The 17,422-nt window shown below is 67.7% G+C and carries 18 protein-coding genes; 10 read left to right on the top strand and 8 right to left on the bottom strand.

Annotated features, from left to right (window positions below):
- Positions 1-105: 105 nt before the first annotated feature.
- Positions 106-3,324 carry a fused isobutyryl-CoA mutase/GTPase IcmF gene (gene icmF / locus LFM09_RS26165; RefSeq protein ID WP_414099188.1) on the top strand — a complete coding sequence of 1,073 codons (3,219 nt, stop codon included), beginning with the start codon at positions 106-108 and terminating at the stop codon, positions 3,322-3,324.
- A gap of 175 nt (positions 3,325-3,499) precedes the next feature.
- Positions 3,500-3,856 (top strand): hypothetical protein, encoded by a 357-nt coding sequence (locus tag LFM09_RS26160; protein WP_414099187.1) that lies wholly within the window; start codon positions 3,500-3,502, stop codon positions 3,854-3,856.
- A 3-nt stretch (positions 3,857-3,859) separates the two neighbouring features.
- On the opposite strand, the gene LFM09_RS26155 is transcribed toward LFM09_RS26160, so the two are convergent.
- Both LFM09_RS26155 and LFM09_RS26150 read right to left on the bottom strand, forming a co-directional pair.
- Positions 3,860-4,540 (bottom strand): MOSC domain-containing protein, encoded by a 681-nt coding sequence (locus LFM09_RS26155; protein ID WP_414099186.1) that lies wholly within the window; start codon positions 4,538-4,540, stop codon positions 3,860-3,862.
- A gap of 5 nt (positions 4,541-4,545) precedes the next feature.
- On the bottom strand, positions 4,546-4,980 hold the full coding sequence (locus LFM09_RS26150; RefSeq protein WP_414099185.1) for a nuclear transport factor 2 family protein: 435 nt from the start codon (positions 4,978-4,980) through the stop codon (positions 4,546-4,548).
- Between the two features lie 82 nt (positions 4,981-5,062).
- Between LFM09_RS26150 and LFM09_RS26145 the strand changes: the two genes are divergently transcribed.
- The 3 genes from LFM09_RS26145 (at position 5,063) to LFM09_RS26135 (ending at position 7,664) form a co-directional block, all read left to right on the top strand.
- On the top strand, positions 5,063-5,626 hold the full coding sequence (locus LFM09_RS26145; protein WP_414099184.1) for a CGNR zinc finger domain-containing protein: 564 nt from the start codon (positions 5,063-5,065) through the stop codon (positions 5,624-5,626).
- Between the two features lie 81 nt (positions 5,627-5,707).
- Entirely contained in the window at positions 5,708-6,865 is a 1,158-nt protein-coding gene (locus LFM09_RS26140) for an alpha/beta fold hydrolase (protein WP_414099182.1), read from the top strand.
- Positions 6,866-6,974: 109 nt separating this feature from the next.
- Positions 6,975-7,664: a family 16 glycoside hydrolase gene (locus LFM09_RS26135; protein WP_414099181.1), complete on the top strand. Its 690-nt coding sequence runs from the start codon at positions 6,975-6,977 to the stop codon at positions 7,662-7,664.
- Positions 7,665-7,737: 73 nt separating this feature from the next.
- Here the strand turns inward: LFM09_RS26135 and LFM09_RS26130 are convergent, their stop codons facing one another.
- Positions 7,738-8,388: a hypothetical protein gene (locus LFM09_RS26130; RefSeq protein WP_414099180.1), complete on the bottom strand. Its 651-nt coding sequence runs from the start codon at positions 8,386-8,388 to the stop codon at positions 7,738-7,740.
- A 238-nt stretch (positions 8,389-8,626) separates the two neighbouring features.
- Between LFM09_RS26130 and LFM09_RS26125 the strand changes: the two genes are divergently transcribed.
- The gene (locus LFM09_RS26125) at positions 8,627-10,198 is read left to right on the top strand and encodes a GAF domain-containing sensor histidine kinase (RefSeq protein ID WP_414099341.1); all 1,572 of its coding nucleotides are present in this window, start codon (positions 8,627-8,629) and stop codon (positions 10,196-10,198) included.
- Here the strand turns inward: LFM09_RS26125 and LFM09_RS26120 are convergent.
- Complete coding sequence (locus LFM09_RS26120; protein ID WP_330855791.1) at positions 10,195-10,845, bottom strand: response regulator transcription factor; 651 nt, start codon at positions 10,843-10,845, stop codon at positions 10,195-10,197. The genes LFM09_RS26125 and LFM09_RS26120 overlap by 4 nt on opposite strands.
- 84 nt (positions 10,846-10,929) lie before the next feature.
- Here LFM09_RS26120 and LFM09_RS26115 point away from each other — a divergent pair, with 84 nt between their 5' ends.
- Complete coding sequence (locus LFM09_RS26115) at positions 10,930-11,733, top strand: universal stress protein (RefSeq protein ID WP_414099179.1); 804 nt, start codon at positions 10,930-10,932, stop codon at positions 11,731-11,733.
- Here LFM09_RS26115 and LFM09_RS26110 read toward each other — a convergent pair.
- Positions 11,720-12,277 carry a YceI family protein gene (locus LFM09_RS26110; RefSeq protein ID WP_414099178.1) on the bottom strand — a complete coding sequence of 186 codons (558 nt, stop codon included), beginning with the start codon at positions 12,275-12,277 and terminating at the stop codon, positions 11,720-11,722. The genes LFM09_RS26115 and LFM09_RS26110 overlap by 14 nt on opposite strands.
- 95 nt (positions 12,278-12,372) lie before the next feature.
- Here LFM09_RS26110 and LFM09_RS26105 point away from each other — a divergent pair, with 95 nt between their 5' ends.
- Entirely contained in the window at positions 12,373-12,906 is a 534-nt protein-coding gene (locus LFM09_RS26105; RefSeq protein WP_414099177.1) for a MarR family winged helix-turn-helix transcriptional regulator, read from the top strand.
- Here the strand turns inward: LFM09_RS26105 and LFM09_RS26100 are convergent.
- Positions 12,811-13,755 carry a helix-turn-helix domain-containing protein gene (locus LFM09_RS26100; protein ID WP_414099176.1) on the bottom strand — a complete coding sequence of 315 codons (945 nt, stop codon included), beginning with the start codon at positions 13,753-13,755 and terminating at the stop codon, positions 12,811-12,813. The two genes, LFM09_RS26105 and LFM09_RS26100, sit on opposite strands and share 96 nt — an antisense overlap.
- A gap of 71 nt (positions 13,756-13,826) precedes the next feature.
- Between LFM09_RS26100 and LFM09_RS26095 the strand changes: the two genes are divergently transcribed.
- Positions 13,827-13,976, top strand: a complete 150-nt coding sequence (locus LFM09_RS26095) for a hypothetical protein (RefSeq protein WP_414099175.1) — start codon at positions 13,827-13,829, stop codon at positions 13,974-13,976.
- Between the two features lies 1 nt (position 13,977).
- Here LFM09_RS26095 and LFM09_RS26090 read toward each other — a convergent pair whose 3' ends face one another.
- Positions 13,978-14,937 carry a citrate/2-methylcitrate synthase gene (locus tag LFM09_RS26090; RefSeq protein WP_414099174.1) on the bottom strand — a complete coding sequence of 320 codons (960 nt, stop codon included), beginning with the start codon at positions 14,935-14,937 and terminating at the stop codon, positions 13,978-13,980.
- A gap of 9 nt (positions 14,938-14,946) precedes the next feature.
- Positions 14,947-15,093: a hypothetical protein gene (locus LFM09_RS26085; RefSeq protein WP_414099173.1), complete on the bottom strand. Its 147-nt coding sequence runs from the start codon at positions 15,091-15,093 to the stop codon at positions 14,947-14,949.
- A 42-nt stretch (positions 15,094-15,135) separates the two neighbouring features.
- Between LFM09_RS26085 and LFM09_RS26080 the strand changes: the two genes are divergently transcribed.
- Positions 15,136-16,257 carry a citrate synthase gene (locus LFM09_RS26080; protein ID WP_414099171.1) on the top strand — a complete coding sequence of 374 codons (1,122 nt, stop codon included), beginning with the start codon at positions 15,136-15,138 and terminating at the stop codon, positions 16,255-16,257.
- The last annotated feature ends 1,165 nt before the right edge of the window (positions 16,258-17,422 follow it).

Raw genomic sequence — 17,422 nt, 5'->3', positions numbered from 1 at the left:
CGGCGGACATCAACGACCGGACATCGACCTGCGGTTTCCTGCTCGATACAGAGACCTGGACCACCCTCGGTTGCACGTCCAATAGTAGGAAGTCAAACTATTCTCATGACGACGTCGTCTCCTGGCCCACTGCACAAGCCGGTCAACCCGGTCCGGTTCGTGACCGCGTCCAGCCTGTTCGACGGCCACGACGCGGCCATCAACATCATGCGGCGGATCCTGCAGTCGCAGGGTGCGGAGGTCATCCACCTCGGCCACAACCGGTCGGTGGCGGAGGTCGTCAACGCCGCGATCCAGGAGGACGTGCAGGGCATCGCCATCAGCGCCTACCAGGGCGGGCACGTCGAGTACTTCTCGTACCTGGTCGAGCTGCTGAACGAGCGCGGCGCCGGGCACATCCGGGTCTACGGCGGCGGTGGCGGCGTCATCGTCCCCGAGGAGATCGAGCTGCTGCACTCGCGTGGTGTCGCGCGGATCTTCTCGCCGCACGACGGGCAGACGCTGGGCCTCGCACGCATGATCAACCTGATGATCGAGGAGTGCGACCACGCGCTCACCGAGCCGTTCAGCCACGACGCCCTGCTGACCGGTGCGGACGAGGCCCTCGCGCGCGCGATCACGCACATCGAGGCCGGTCAGGCGGTCGACGTCGACACCACGCGCACGGTTCCGGTGCTGGGCATCACCGGCACCGGTGGCTCGGGCAAGTCGTCGCTCACCGACGAGCTGGTGCGCCGGTTCCGGCTCGACCAGCAGGACAAGCTGCGCATCGCCGTGCTCGCGGTCGACCCGACGCGCCGCCGTGGTGGTGGCGCGCTCCTAGGCGACCGGATCCGGATGAACTGCCTCGACGGTGACCGGGTGTTCTTCCGTTCGCTGGCCACGCGCCGTGCGGGCAGTGAGATCCCGGACGGCCTGGAGCAGGCCATCGCGGCGTGCAAGGCGTCTGGCGCGGACCTCGTCATCGTCGAGACGCCAGGTATCGGTCAGGGCGACGCGGCGATCGTGCCGTTCGTCGACTTCTCGCTGTACGTGATGACGCCGGAGTTCGGTGCCGCGTCGCAGCTCGAGAAGATCGACATGCTCGACTACGCGGACGCCGTGGCGATCAACAAGTTCGAACGCCGCGGTGCCGAGGATGCGCGCCGCGATGTCGCACGACAGATGGTGCGCAACCGCGAGGCGTTCGGCGTCAAGTGGGAGGACATGCCGGTGTACGGCACGTCCGCGGCCACGTTCAACGACGACGGCGTCACCGCGCTGTACCAGTTCCTCCGTGACGGCCTGGTCTCCCACGGTCTGACCGTTGAGGAAGGCTCTCTCGCGACGGTCAACGGCAAGACGTCCACCAGCGCGTCCACGGTCGTGCCGGCTTCTCGCGCGCGCTACCTCAGCGACATCTCGGACACCGTCAGGAACTACCACCGCAAGACCGACGAGCAGGTCGCGGCGGTCCGCACGCACATCCAGCTCACCGCCGCGCAGAAGGCGTTGGAAGCGGCCGACAAGACCACGGCCGACATCGCCGAGCTCGCGGAGGAAGCCGGGCGCAAGGTCGACCGCGACGTCGCCGAGCTGCTCAAGACCTGGCCCGAGACGCGCGAGCAGTACTCCGGCGACGAGCTCGTGTTCAAGGTGCGGGACAAGGAGATCCACACCAAGCTGACGCGGGAGACGTTGTCCGGCAACCAGGTCCGCCGGGTCAGCCTGCCCCGCTACGACGACGAGGGCTCGCTGCTGCGGTTCCTGCGCAAGGAGAACCTGCCGGGCTTCTTCCCCTACACCGCAGGCGTTTTCCCGTTCAAGCGCGAGGGTGAGGACCCGGCGCGCATGTTCGCGGGCGAGGGCGACGCGTTCCGCACCAACCGCCGCTTCAAGTACCTGTCGAAGGGCAACCCGGCCACGCGCCTGTCGACCGCGTTCGACTCGGTGACGCTCTACGGCCGCGACCCCGACACCCCGCCGGACGTCTACGGCAAGATCGGCACGTCCGGCGTCTCGATCGCGTCGCTCGACGACATGAAGGCGCTCTACGACGGCTTCGACCTCGTCGCGCCGACCACGAGCGTGTCGATGACGATCAACGGCCCGGCGCCGACGATCCTCGCCTACTTCCTGAACACGGTGATCGACCAGCAGGTCACCAAGTTCCGCGAGGAGCACGACCGCGAGCCGGACGCCACGGAGTACGAACAGCTCCGCAGGTTCGCGCTGGCGAACGTCCGCGGCACGGTGCAGGCCGACATCCTCAAGGAGGACCAGGGCCAGAACACCTGCATCTTCTCCACGGAGTTCTCGCTGCGCATGATGGCGGACATCCAGGAGTGGTTCATCCAGCAGCAGGTCCGCAACTTCTACTCGGTGTCGATCTCCGGCTACCACATCGCCGAGGCCGGCGCGAACCCCATCAGCCAGCTGGCCTTCACGCTCGCCAACGGTTTCACCTACGTCGAGTCGTACCTGGCGCGCGGCATGAACATCGACGACTTCGCGCCGAATCTGAGCTTCTTCTTCTCCAACGGCATGGACGCCGAGTACAGCGTGATCGGCCGCGTGGCCCGCCGCATCTGGGCCGTGGCCATGCGCGACCGCTACGGCGCCGCAGAACGTTCGCAGAAGTTCAAGTACCACGTGCAGACCTCGGGCCGCTCGCTGCACGCGCAGGAGATGGACTTCAACGACATCCGCACCACGCTGCAGGCTCTCTGCGCTCTCTACGACAACTGCAACTCCTTGCACACCAACGCTTACGACGAGGCGATCACCACTCCCACGGAGTCGTCCGTCCGCCGCGCGATGGCCATCCAGATGATCATCAACAAGGAGTGGGGCCTGTCCGCGAACGAGAACCCGCTGCAGGGCTCGTTCGTCATCGACGAGCTGACCGACCTCGTCGAAGAGGCCGTGCTGATGGAGTTCGACCGCATCTCCGAACGCGGCGGCGTGCTCGGCGCGATGGAGACCGGCTACCAGCGCGGCCGCATCCAGGACGAGTCGATGCTCTACGAACAGCGCAAGCACGACGGCTCGCTGCCGTTGATCGGCGTCAACACCTTCCTGCCCGAGGGCGGGGAGCGCGAGATCGTGAAGATCGAGCTCGCCCGCGCCACCGAGGAGGAGAAGTCCTCCCAGGTCGAGCGGACCCGCGCCTATCAGGCCGCGCACCGCGACGAGGCCCAGAAGGCTCTCGCCCGCCTGCGTGAGGTCGCGCAGACGAACGAGAACGTGTTCGCCGTGCTGATGGACGCTGCGCGCGTCTGCACGCTCGGTCAGATCACCGAGGCGTTCTTCGAGGTGGGCGGCCAGTACCGCCGCAACATCTAGACATACCAACGGCAAGACGCTCCTCCATAAACTTCAGTTTATGGAGGAGCGTCTCATTTGAGCCCATCTTGACAGCGTCGTGCACCCTCGGGCAGTCTGATGTCGCTATCAACTGAAGTTGATGGCAATGGGGAATCGTCAACTGTTATTGGGGATTCGCGTGAAAATGCGCGCAATGGTTGCCGCGCTTGGTGCTGCCCTGGCGCTGACCGTCGGAATGGCCGCGCCCGCGTCGGCCACGCACAAGGTGACGTCGCAGGTGGAGTGCAACAACTCCTTCGAGTTCGTGCACTTCTATCGCCACAACGACCCGATGGACAAGTACTGCTACGCCGGTGAGAGCCCGCAGATCGGCAACAAGCTCAACACCGGCCTGGCCGGCATCACCTGGTTCAACAGTGGGTCCAACTGGGGCGAGATCTGGTTCCGTGATCAGCACGGCACCCCGTTCCACAAGGTGTTCACGCCCCGTGCGGACACCGGGTGTGACTGGTGCTTCATCGACGCGATTCGCATCACGGCTTCTGAGTGACCGTTAGACCGCGTAGGGCCGGCCGACGATCCACCCACCCACGTGCTCGGGTAGTTCGTCGGTCGGCACCAGCTCCACGGTGTCGCCGACGTTGACGACGCCCGGCCGCATCACCCAGCTGTCCAGGCACAACTTGCCGCCGAACTCGTGCCGGATCCGCCGGTGCACGTCGAGGTCCTGCGCGCCGGTGTCCGGGTCGATCGTCGTGACCACGCACCGGGCGCGCTTGGTGTACATCCCGATGACCACGTCACCGATCACCAGAGCGTGCCCCGGCCAGGAGTCCTCAGCCCCGGCCTCGACCCCGCCGATGAGGATGTTGGGCCGCAACCGCCGCACGTCCAACCCGGCGGCCGCGACCTGCCCGTCCGTGGCCACCAGCACGTTGAGCACGTCAAAGCGCTCCGGCCCGGCATAAGGCGTCAGCCGGCCACCGTGGGGGAGCACCAGCGCGTGGGCTTCCCAGCTGTCCCAAGGATGTCCGTCCACCAGGGGACCGGAAGGTCCGGTGGAAGCCGGGATGGTGAGCAGGCCGTACCGGGTGCGTCCGGTGAGGACTCCCCGCGGCCCCTGGACGTGCACGAGCCGATCGCCCTCGACGCCGTCCGACGTGAATGTGGCCGACTGCAGCTCCTCACCGCCGAGCGACTTGACTGGATAACGCCACAGGCCTGAGACGTGCATCTGAGTTACTCCGTCGGGATGTCGTAGGTCGAATCGGGGTCGATGCGGCGCTCGGACTCCGCGATCCGCACGTCGTTGATGCTCGCCTCGCGCCGCGACATCAGGCCGGACGGCGCGAACTCCCAGTTCTCGTTGCCGTAGCTGCGCCACCACTGGCCCTCGTCGTCGTGCCACTCGTACTGGAAGCGCACGGCGATCCGGTCGTCGCCGAAGGCCCACAACGACTTGCGCAGCACGTACTCGTGCTCGCGCTCCCACTTCTCAGTCAGGAACGCGACGATCTCGTCGGTGCCGCGGACGAACTCAGACCTGTTGCGCCACACCGAATCCGGGGTGTAGGCGCCCGCGACCCGCTCTGGCGAGCGGGTGTTCCAGGCGTCCTGGGCGGCCTGGACCTTGAGCCGGGCGGTCTCGGTGTCGAACGGGGGAACGAGCTTCACGGGAGGTCCTTCCAACGGTTGGGCGACGCAGCAAACGTTAGAACGTGCGTCTAACGGATGCAAGCCTGTGTTACCGTTAGACGTGCTGACGCCCGACGAGCCCCGTCCGGTCCTGCTGATGAACACCATCTGGGCCAACCGGTCGCAGGTGCACGATGACCTGACCACTGTGGGTGGACTCCGCGACTTCCTGGGCGTGCCGGCCGATCAGGACGACCTGAAGGCCTTCCGCGAGCTGCGACAGGCGCTCAGGGATCTCGCAGGCGTGCTCACGGAAGACACGCGCGCGGTCGCGCAAGGCCGTGATCTGGCGCGTGCGGTGGCTGAGGTGAACCGCGCGGCGCGCATCGCCCGACAGTGGCCGCAGTTGGCCGTCAAAGACGGGGAACTGGTGCGGCACAACGAAAGTGAAGGCTCGCTCGCCGACCGGGAGCGAGCCTCGATCGCCGCGCAGGCCGTCGAACTGTTCACCGGCGAGGACCGTGTGCTGTTGCGCGCCTGTTATGCGCCAGGCTGCGTGCTGTACTTCGTGAAGGACCACCCGCGCCGCGAATGGTGTTCGCCATCTTGTGGCAACAGGGTTCGCGCGGCACGACACTACCGGCGCAATCGGGGTGAATCGCCTGGTCCGAACGGGTTTTCCTGATCGCACGGGCTACACATGAGCCGCCCCAGTTCCGATAACGGGGTAAGAGTTGGGCGCGTTTGTGTGTGGTGGTGATCCGCGATGTCCCGAGAATCCGTGCCAGGCCACGACATCAGCTATCACCTCGTCTGCTTCGACGAGACCGGCAACGAGCGGGGGCGCGAAAGCGCGGACGTCGTGTACGACGCCCGCCAAGGCGTCACCGACGTGTTCTTCTTCATACACGGGTGGAACGGCGACGTCCCGGCCGCCCGTCTCCAGTACGGGCAGTGGGTCAAGACGATGGCCGACTGCCGCGCCGAACGTGAAGCGGCGCACCGGCTTCCCGGCGGTTTCAAGTCCCTGCTCGTCGGCCTGCACTGGCCGTCGAAGGCCTGGGGCGACGAGGACGTGCGGTCCGACGAGTTCATCAAGGCGCAGGCCCAGCGGCTCGGCGGGGGCGCCGGCCGCACCGCCGCGGTGCGCACGATCGTCGAGGCCGCGCGGCAACACCCGTGCCGGATGTCCGCGACGGTCAAGCAGGCCTACGACTACCTGGAGAGCTCGGTTCCGGACCTGCCGGGCGAGGACGGGATGGCCTTCGACGCCGAGCAGCTCTACCGCGCGTGCCTGGAGGATCCGGCGCTGGGCGGGATCCTGTCGCCGCTGCGGATCCTGACTTTCTGGAAGATGAAGCGGCGCGCCAGGGTGTTCGGGGAGAGCGGCGCGGCGCGGATCGCCCGCGAGGTCGCCCAGGCCGCTCCGCACGCGCGCATCCACCTGATGGGCCACAGCTTCGGCTGCATCACCGCGACCGCGATGGCGAACGTCGTGCCGGCCGCGACGCTGACGTTGGTGCAGGGCGCGATGTCGCTGTGGTCGTTCGCGGAACGGCTGCCCGGTGAACCCGGCTCCGGCTACTTCCGCGGCGTGCTCGGCCGGGTGCCGGGCCCGATCATCGTCACGACTTCCTCGCACGACCACGCGATCGGCCGCTTCTACCCGCTCGCCGCGCGCTCGGGCCGTCAGGTCGACCTCGACTCGTACCCGAAGTACGGCGGCATCGGTTCGCACGGCGTGCAGGGCACGTACGCGCACGGGCACAACATCGGATCTCCTGGGGAGCTCCTCAGGGGTCAGGTGCACAACGTCGACTGCACGTCGGTGATCCGCCGCATCGACGGGATCGCGGGCGCCCACAACGACATCTGTCACACGGAATTGGCCCGGCTGCTCTGGAAGGCGGTGCTTGCCCGCTAGGATTGTCCGTTTTCAGAAACACGCGTTTCCGTTGACTGCTCCGATGTCTCGGCCCTAACGTGGGATGCACCGTCGCTGCCGAAAACCTCGGAGCCGAGGACGGTAACAAATGTTTCGTCGTCCATTGTGGATAGCCGCTGCCTTCGTGCTGGCCCTGGTCGCCGGCATGACACCGGCGCGGGCCGCGGATCCCGTGCTGGTGCCCATGTTCGACGGCAAGACCCTCGACGGGTGGACCGGCCACGCGAAAGACGCCTGGGTCGTGAAGAACGGCGCGATCCACAGCCAGAAGAACGCCTCGCGCGGCTGGATCTACTACAACAAGGCGCAGTACAAGAGCTTCCGGTGGATCTTCAAGGTCCGCCAGGTCTCCGGCGACCACCAGCCGACCGTGCTGATCTGGGGCAAGATCCAGACACCTCCGTTGAACGGCCTCGGCGCCATCCAGTTCCAGCCGCCCAACGGTGGCGCGTGGGACTACCGCCCCGGCCACAACAACGGCGGCAAGGGCCTGTTCACCAAGTACCCGCATCCGCGCTGGGACATCAAGAAGTGGGCGCAGTGCGAGATCCTCGCCAACGGTGACACCGGAATCGCGCGCATGGCGTGCTGCCCGCTGCCCGACGGCGCCACGAAGTGCAAGGCGCAGGAAGTCCTGAAGTTCGAGGACAAGAAGGAACCGGCTGGCCGCGTGGCGCCGCTGGCGATCCAGATCCACAACAAGGGCATCGAGGACGAGTACAAGGACCTCGTCGTCGAATCTCCGGTGGCAGACCCGACGAAGTTCATCACCACATAGATAGCGGTGATGTGCCGTGTCCGTCCCGCGCCGCGAGTCATCTGACCCCCGCGCGACGTGGGACGGACACGGTCTATCCCGCGCCCAGCCGCAGGACCATCTGCGGTACCAGCGTGTTGCCCAGGCACGGGCGCAGGTCCGCGCGCAACGCGGACAGGCTCACCGGGTCGAGAGCGGGGTTCACCGCGATGCCGACCGTCCCCGCGGTCAGCACGACGCGCTGCATCGCTTGCCCCGCACGGATTTCCGCCGCGGCCCCCTGGTTGAACGTGCACAGCACCAGCTCGTTGCCGCTCTTGACGTGCAGCCACGCCCGTTCCACTTCGGCCGCCCGCGACAACAGCCCGCGCCAGGAGGCCAGTTCGGGGAACGTGGTCCACGTGCGACGGTTCGTGCGCAACGCGTGCAGCAACGCCAGCACGTCCGGGCTCGGCTCCTGATACCCGCCGAGCCGCACTGCGGCGGCGGCGTCGTTGGCGCTCGGCCCGGGCAGCAGCGTCACCAGTGGACGAATCCCGTGTCCCTGCAACGCCAGCCGCACGTTGAGCAGCGCCATCCCGCCGGCGATCCGCGTCTCCCTGCTGTGCGGCCTGGTCGTGTGCAGCTCGATCTGCTCGGGACGCACCTCGAACCGGACACCGGGCGTGGAGGCTCTCGCGAGCGCAAGGACGCCGCGCACGTCCTCACCCGCGAGTCCGAGTGAGTCGGGCATGGCGATCGTCATGCTCACACTGTCCGGCCGGGGGCGGCAGGTAGGCCACGGTCGAAGGTCCTCTCTTGATAGGGCCTGTTTCACCGACCCTGTCCGCGACTCTCATCGAACGAGACCGGTGGAACAGGCCCTGCCCTGCGATGGCCGGCTGGGTCCGTGCGACGAGCAAAAATGTGCGAATCTAGTCGGTGTGTCTGACGTGCCCGGTCGCCGAGGCCTCGACGAGCTGCTCGACGAGGTCCGTGACCGCATGGACGAGATCGTCACCACCCGCGACCACATGCAGGAGCTGCTCGGCGCCGTCCTCGCGGTAGCGTCGGGTCTGGAGCTCGAGTCGACGCTGCAACGCATCGTCCAGGCCGCGGTAGATCTCGTCGGCGCCCGTTACGGCGCACTCGGCGTGCTCGGCACCCGCGACGACCTGTCCGAGTTCCTCCACGTCGGCGTCGACGACGTGACTCGCTCGAAGATGGGCCACCTCCCGGAGGGCAAGGGCCTGCTCGGGCTGCTGATCAAGGACCCGACCCCGCTGCGTCTGCGCGATCTCAGCCAGCACGAGATGTCGGTCGGTTTCCCGCCGAACCACCCGCCGATGCACAGCTTCCTCGGCGTACCCGTACGCGTGCGCGACGAGGTGTTCGGCAACCTCTACATGACCGAGAAGATCGGCGCCGCCGAGTTCACCGCCGACGACGAGGCCGTGCTGCTAGCCCTGGCGGCCGCCGCCGGCATCGCGATCGAGAACGCCCGCCTGTTCGAGAAGTCCCGCATGCGCGAACGCTGGCTGGAAGCGATCGGCGAGGTCAACTCCGAACTGCTGGGCGGCGCGTCCGGCGAGTACGCGCTGCGCCTGATCACCCAGCGCTGCGTAGAACTTGCCGGCGCCGAGTCCGCACTCGTCGTGCTGGGCGACTCCCAGCACACACCCCTGACCGTGGCCGCACAGGCCGGCCTGAAGATCGAGGACTTCGACGCCGCCGACTTCGCCGTAGACGAGGTGATCCGCTCAGGCATCCCGCTGCTGGTCGACGACCTGGGCTCCGCGTTCGGCCCGGCGCTGGCCGTGCCACTGCGCTCCGGCCCGGTCGTCACAGGCGCCCTGGTCGTTCTGCGCCGCGGCGGCGAGACCCGCTTCCTCCCCGACCAGGTGCCGGTGCTGGCGTCGTTCGCGGACCAGGCGGCAGTCGCCCTGGAGTTCGCCGAACAGCAACGCTCCCAACGCTTGCTGGACGTCCTCGAAGACCGCGACCGCATCGCCCGCGACCTGCACGACCACGTCATCCAGCGCTTGTTCGTCACGGGCCTGACCCTCCAGGCCACCATGCGCCGCATCACCGAGCCCGAGGTCGCCGCCCGCCTGCAGACCGCCGTGGAGCAGCTCGACGAGACCGTTCGCGAGATCCGCACGTCCATCTTCGACCTGCACTCGACGGACAACACCTCACTGCGCCGCCGCCTCCTGGACCTCGTGGCCGGCCTGACCGAGTCCACGCACCTGTCGCCGGCCGTGCGGATGTCCGGCACCGTGGACAACTCCGTGCCGCCGGAGCTCGCCGAACACGTCGAGGCCGTCGTGCGCGAAGCCGTCACGAACGCCGTCCGGCACGCGGAGGCGACCGAGCTGACCGTGCTCATCGACGCCGGTGACGACGTCGTGATCACGGTGCAGGACAACGGGGTCGGCATCCCGTCCGACGCCTCGCGCAGCGGGTTGCGCAACCTCGCGCACCGGGCGGCCAAGTTCGGCGGGACGCTCGCGGTGCGGGGGACCGAGGGCGGCGGCGCCTGCGTGGTGTGGCGGGTCCCGCTCCCGGCCTCCTAGCGGGGCTTCTCGCCGTCCTTGCGGAACTGGGAGGCGAACACCGCGGCCTGCGTGCGGCGTTGCATGCCGAGCTTCGCCAGCAGGTGCGAGACGTAGTTCTTGACGGTCTTCTCGGCCAGGAACATGCGCTCCGCGATCTGCCGGTTCGTCAGGCCCTCGCCGATGAGGTCGAGGACCGTGCGCTCCTGCTCGCTGAGCATGCGCAGCGGGTCGCCTTCCTCGCGCTCCCGCCGGATGCGGTTCAGCAGGGCCGAGGTGGTGCGGGCGTCGAGGAGGGACTGGCCGGCCGCCACCGTGCGGACGGCGTTGACCAGGTCGGCACCCAGGATCTGCTTGAGCACGAAGCCGGAGGCGCCGGCCATGATCGCGTCGAAGAGGGCCTCGTCGTCCGCGAAGCTCGTCAGCATCAGGCACTGCAGGCCGGGTAGGCGGCTGCGGAGCTCGCGGCACAGTTCGATGCCGTTGCCGTCGGGCAGCCTGATGTCGAGCACCGCCACGTCGGCCTGGGCGCCCGGCACCTTGGCCAGGGCCTCCGTGACCGACGCGGCGTCACCGACCACTTCGAGATCGGATTCCTCGCCGAGCAGGTCCGCGATGCCGCGGCGGACGATCTCATGGTCGTCGACGAGGAAGACACGCGTCGCCATGGAGGTCACGGTAGCCCAAAGACCCTGACAGAAGGGGACCATCGGCACGCGGCTCGCTACATCGTTCGGGCCTACTTTGGGATCATGAGCGGTCTTCCCGTTGTCGTCGGAGTCGACGGTTCCTCGTCCGCGCTGGCTGCGGTGGCGTGGGCTGCTCGATCGTGTGCGGTGCACAGCGCGCCGTTGCGGCTGGTGCACGCGTACACGTTGCCCACGCGCGGGTATCCGGAAGTGATTTCGTCTGCCCGTGAGTTGCGGTCTGCCATGTACGACCAAGGGCGGATGTGGCTGTCTCAGGCTGTGGCCGTCGCACGGTCAGAAGCGCCTGATGTGCCTGTTGAGCATGACCTACGTATGGAACACCCAACGCCCGTGTTGCTCGCGGAGTCTGCACGCGCGCGCACGGTGGTGGTCGGGTCACAGGGACTGGGCGGGTTCACCGGAGCACTGGTGGGCTCAACGGCTGTTGCGCTGTCGATTCACGGTGAGTGCCCTGTAGTGGTGGTGCGGGGCAACAACCATGACGGGCCCGTGGTGGTGGGCGTCGATCTCTCGCCTGAGTCGGATCCGGCGCTGGGCTTCGGGTTCGAGGAGGCTGTGGCACGGCGCGTGCCGTTGATTGCGGCGTTGGCGCACGTGGACGAGCAGTCGTCGTTGCTGAGCACGCGCATGTCCGGGTGGCTGGAGAAGTACCCGGACGTCGCGGTCGAACTGCTCACCGTGGGCGAGCGGCCCATTCCTCTGCTGCTGGAGCTCGGGGAACGGGCCGGACTGCTGGTGGTGGGTTCACGGGGGCGTGGCGGATTCGCCGGGATGCTGCTCGGATCTACCTCGCAGGCCCTGATCTACCACGCCCCGTGCCCGGTGGCCGTGGTCAGGCCTGCTTGATCGCGGAGATCTCGAACTCCAGGACGACCTTCTCGCTCACCAGCACGCCGCCGGTCTCGAGCGCGGCGTTCCAGGTCACGCCGTAGTCCTTGCGGTTGATGGTGTGCGAGCCCTCGAAGCCCACGCGGGTGTTGCCGAACGGGTCGACGGCCACGCCCTCGAAGGCGAACGGGATCGTGATGCTCTTGGTGACGTCCTTGATGGTCAGGTCACCGGTGATCTCGAAGTTGTCGTCGTCGATCTGCTTCGCGGAGGTCGAGACGAACTTGATCTCCGGGTAGGTCTCGACGTCGAGGAAGTCGTTGGTGGTCAGGTGACCGTCGCGCTGAGCGTTGCGGGTGTCGATGCTCGCGACCTTCAGGGTCACCTCGGCCGTGGTGTTCTCCGGCTTGTCACCATCGATGTTGATCTTGCCGTCGAACTCGTTGAACGCACCACGAACCTTGGTGACCATCGCGTGGCGGGCGACGAAGCCGATGCGGGAGTGCGAGCCGTCGATGACGTAGACGCCGGTCAGTTCGGAGAGGTTGGTGGCGGTGGTCATGGTGAGTCAGTCCTTCGGTCGTTCGATTCGGTTGATGTGTCATCCACCCTGCCGGAACGTGGATGATGTGTCAACTATTCCCGTATGCTGAACCCGTGACACGATGGCTGGAACCAGAGCAGCAGCGGGCGTGGCGTGCCTACGTCCGCATGCAGGGGGAGCTCAACGCGCATCTGAGCAGGCAGATGTCGGTCGATTCGGAGATCTCGATGGCCGACTTCGCCGTGCTGGTGCAGCTCACCGACACCGTCGACGGACGCGTGCGCGTGCTGGAGCTCGCACGATCGTTGCACTGGGAGAAGAGTCGCATCTCACATCACGTGGCCCGGATGGAGAAGCGCGGCCTGGTGCGCCGGGAGAACTGCCGCGACGACGGCCGCGGGTCGTTCGTCGTGCTGACGGACCAGGGCCGGTCGGCGATCGAGGAGGCCGCACCCTCGCACGCCGAGACCGTGCGTCACCTGGTGTTCGACCAGCTCTCCGGCGCCGAGGTCGAGGCGCTGCGGGAGATCTCGGAGAAAGTCTTCACGCGCCTAACGACAGGAGAATGTGCGGCGGTAATCGCTCGGTGCGATGCCGACGACCCGATGGAAGTGGTGTCGGAGGAGTGCGGCGGTGCCGAAGCCTGACCTGGCTGCGACGGCGTCGACGTCCAGGTCGGTCTCTTCGAGCAGCCGGCGTGCGTGAAGCACTCGTTGGAGTGAAAGCCACTTGTTCGGGGTGGTGCCGGTCTCCGCGACGAACCTGCGCGCGAACGTCCGCTCGGACATGACGGCGAGCTTCGCCATCGACGCCACCGTGTGGTTGTCCGCGATCGTGTCGAGCACCTCTTCCAGCACCGGTTCGAGGCTGTCCGAGCTGCACTCCGGGATGGGGAGCTCCACGAACTGCCGCTGACCGCCGTCGCGCTGCGGCGCCACGACCATCCGGCGCGCGATGATGTTGGCGACCTTGGTGCCGAGCTCCCTGCGCACGAGGTGCAGGCAGGCGTCGATGCCCGCCGCCGTGCCGGCGCTGGTGATGATGTTGCCGTCGTCGACGAACAGCACGTCGGGGTCCACGTCGGCCTTCGGGAAGCGTTCCTTGAACTGCCGCACCTCACGCCAGTGCGTGGTGCAGCGCCGGTCGTCCAGCAGCCCCGCCGCACCCAGGATGAACGCCCCGCTGCACACGCTGAGCAGGCTCGCGCCGGTCTCCTGCAGCGCTTTCACCAGCTTCTCCGGGTAGTGGTCGCGCACGCGGGCGGCCGGGAGGGCGACCAGGTCGGCGTCCAGCAGTGCGTCGAACCCGTGCTCGGGCGTGATCGAGACCCCGCGGATGCTCATGGGCACCGGTTGGTTCGGGTACTCGCCGCAGACGCGGAAGTCGATCGGCGGCACACCCTCCTCGGTCCGGTCGATCCCGAACACCTCGCAGAGCAGGCCGAACTCGAACGGCGCGACGCCGTCGATGAGCGGAACCGCCACCGATCGCAGCATGGCAGAATATTAGCGCACCACGTCAGATCTGCCACTGTTGGCAGGATCTAGTGGGTAGCAAACTTAGTGCCATGACTCTTGCAGCGATCGTCCTAGTCCTGGCAGTTGTCTCCGTCTGGCTCGACCGGCACCGCGACCGCAACACCGGTCTGGCAGGCTCGACCGACGTCACCGACCGCGACCGCATCCGCGTGCGCAACGACCTGCGGTACCTCACTTGATTCAATGCTGGTTCACCCTGGGCACGGGCCCCGTGTAGCGGGCGACCGGGCGGATGATCTTCGTGTCCTCGGACTGTTCGAGCGCGTTGGCACACCACCCGATCACCCGGCTGCACGCGAACGTCGGCGTGAACATCTCCCGCGGGATGTCGCACAGCTCCATCACCACGCCGGCGTAGAACTCCACGTTCGCGTACAGCTGCCGGCCGGGCTTGAGCTCGGCCAGCAGCTCTGTCACGCGGCGCTCGACCGTGACGGCGAAGGTCGTCAGCTCGTTCGGGTTCTCGAGCGCGATCTCCTTGAGCAGGCGCGCCCGCGGGTCCTCGGTCTTGTAGACGGCGTGGCCGAAACCCATGATCCGGTCGCCCTGCTCGATGCGTTCCCGGACCCAGGGATCGATGTTGTCCGGCGTGCCGATGAGGTCCAGCGCCTCCAGCGCCCGGTCCGGCGCGCCTCCGTGCAACGGCCCCGAGAACGTCCCGATCGCCGCCGTCACCGCCGACACGACGTCGGCTCCCGCGCTGGCCACCACGCGTGCAGTGAACGTTGACGCGTTGAACCCGTGGTCGATCGTCGCGATCAAGTACTGCTCTACTGCACGACTCGTCCACGTTGACGGCTCCAGTCCAGTCAACATGTACAACCAGTTCGCCGACGTTGACAAATCAACCCTGGGGTTGACTGGATCAAGTCCGAGCTTGAGTCGATGCAGTGCAGCCAGGATCGTCGGCGTCATCGCGCTGACCCGGAGCGCGTCCGCCTTCCTGCTGCTCATCGGCGCGTCCCACATCGGCTGCGACGGCAACATCGACAGCGCCGTCCTCAGTCCCGCGAGCGCCGTGCAGCCCGACCGCGCGATCGCGGGCAGCACCTCGCTGATAGTCGCTGGTAAGTGGCGTTGAGTCGCAGTCTGCGTGGCGAAGAGCGCGGCCTCCTCGGGGCTCGGCAGCCGCCCCTCCACGAAGAGGAACTACACCTCCTCGAACGTCCGCGTCCTGGCCAGCTCGATCGCGTCGTGCTCGCGGTAGTGGTAGTAGCCCGCGGCACCGTTCACGTCCCCGATCAGGGTCGTGGTGACGACGACATCTTTAAGCCCTTTGGGTGCATCAATCAACATGGACAACAGGCTCCGTCAACATGTCATGTACAGTCAATGTTGATGGAATCAATGTTGACGACGAATCAAGCTGCCCGGCGCCTGGGCGTGAAGCCGGCGACGGTGTACGCGTACGTCAGTCGCGGGCTCCTGACCAGCACAAAGCGCAACCGTCAGAGCATGTTCGACGTGGCCGAGGTAGAAGCCCTGGCCCAACGCACTGGTGCACGCGGAGCAGTGGCCGCTGTGACCGATCGCATCCGCACGCGCATCTCGCTGCTGGAGAACGACCGCCTCTACTACCGCGGCCGCTCGGTCCCGGAGCTGAGCGGCACGAAGCGCTTCGAGGACGTCGCCCACTGGCTGTGGACCGAGATCGACACCGTCGGCATGCAGTTCCCCGAGGGCCAGGAGATCTGGATGGCGCTGCCGGACAGCGCCAACCTCACCGACCGCATCCGCGTGGCCGTGGCGATCGCCAGCGCCGGCGACCCGCTCCGCTTCGACCTGGCCCGCGCGATCACGACGGCCAAGGCCCTGATCGCCGACGTAGTCGAATCCCTGCCTCTGGTCAGCAAACCACAGGGCACCGACATCGCCGACCGCCTCTGGGCTCGCCTCTCACCCCTGCCGGCACAGCCAGACGTGCTCAACGCGGCCCTGATCCTGCTGGCGGACCACGACCTGGCCATCTCGACCATGGCCGCCCGCGTGGCCGCCTCGGCCCGCGCCCACCCGTACGCCGTGGTCGGCGCCGGCCTGGGCGCGATGGAGGGCCAGAAGCACGGCACCGCAGTCACCATCGCGCACCGGTTCCTGGCCCAGGCCGAAGCCGACCCGATGAGCGCCGTGGCCGAGTACCTGCGTTCCGGCCGCCCCATCCCGGGCTTCGGTCACCGCGTCTACGAGTTCCGCGACCCGCGCGCCGACCACCTGCTCGCCGTGCTGAGGAGCCACGGCGACCTGGTGGCGGACAAAGTGATCGCCACGCAACAGCAGACGTTCCCGAACATCGACCTCGCGCTGGCCCAGCTCGGCCTGATGTTCGAGATGCCGCCGGACGCGGGGGAGGCCATCTTCGCGATCGCCCGGATCGTGGGGTGGATCGCGCACGCGATGGAGGAGTACACCGAGCCGGGGCTGCGGTTCCGCGCGCTGGGCGTGTACACCGGCGACCGCCCGTAGGCAGGCTTCGTGGGCAGGGCTGCGTCGTGGGCAGGGCTGCGTCATGGGCGGGGCTGGGTCGTCTGGTGGGCTGGGTCGTCTGGTGGGCTGGGTCGTCTGGTGGGCTGGGTCGTCTGGTGGGCTGGGTCGTCTGGTGGGCTGGGTCGTCTGGTGGGCTGGGTCGTCTGGTGGGCTGGGTCGTCTGGTGGGCTGGGTCGTCTGGTGGGCTGGGTCGTCTGGTGGGCTGGGTCGTCTGGTGGGCTGGGTCGTCTGGTGGGCTGGGTCGTCTGGTGGGCTGGGTCGTCTGGTGGGCTGGGTCGTCTGGTGGGCTGGGTCGTCTGGTGGGCTGGGTCGTCTGGTGGGCTGGGTCGTCTGGTGGGCTGGGTCGTCTGGTGGGCTGGGTCGTCTGGTGGGCTGGGTCGTCTGGTGGGCTGGGTCGTCTGGTGGGCTGGGTCGTCTGGTGGGCTGGGTCGTCTGGTGGGCTGGGTCGTCTGGTGGGCTGGGTCGTCTGGTGGGCTGGGTCGTCTGGTGGGCTGGGTCGTCTGGTGGGCTGGGTCGTCTGGTGGGCTGGGTCGTCTGGTGGGCTGGGTCGTCTGGTGGGCTGGGTCGTCTGGTGGGCTGGGTCGTCTGGTGGGCTGGGTCGTCTGGTGGGCTGGGTCGTCTGGTGGGCTGGGTCGTCTGGTGGGCTGGGTCGTCTGGTGGGCTGGGTCGTCTGGTGGGCTGGGTCGTCTGGTGGGCTGGGTCGTCTGGTGGGCTGGGTCGTCTGGTGGGCTGGGTCGTCTGGTGGGCTGGGTCGTCTGGTGGGCTGGGTCGTCTGGTGGGCTGGGTCGTCTGGTGGGCTGGGTCGGGCGCTGAGCCGAGTCGGGCGCTGGGGCCGAGCAAGGTGGTGATTCAGGCCGGATGCTGGGCCGCGTCGAGTCTTGGGCCGCGTCGAGTCTTGGGCCGCGTCGAGTCTTGGGGCGTGCGGGGTGCTGGGTCGGGCCTGGCGTCGGGGCCTGGCGCCGGGCCGTGCCGGATTCTGTGCCGAGTCGCGGCCGGTTGTGAGCCGTGTCGAGCGTTGAGCCGAGCTTGGTCGTGAGCCGTGTCGAGCGCTGAGTTTGGTTGGGCGCTGGGGCCCGAGCCAGCTGGTGATTCGGGCCGGATGCTGGGCAGCGTCGAGTCCTGGGGTCGGGCCGGGCGGTGGATC

The organism is Lentzea alba, from assembly GCF_047445655.1.
In the GTDB taxonomy this organism is placed as follows: Bacteria; Actinomycetota; Actinomycetes; order Mycobacteriales; family Pseudonocardiaceae; genus Lentzea; species Lentzea alba_A.
This window is presented reverse-complemented; position numbering and strand designations above follow the sequence as displayed.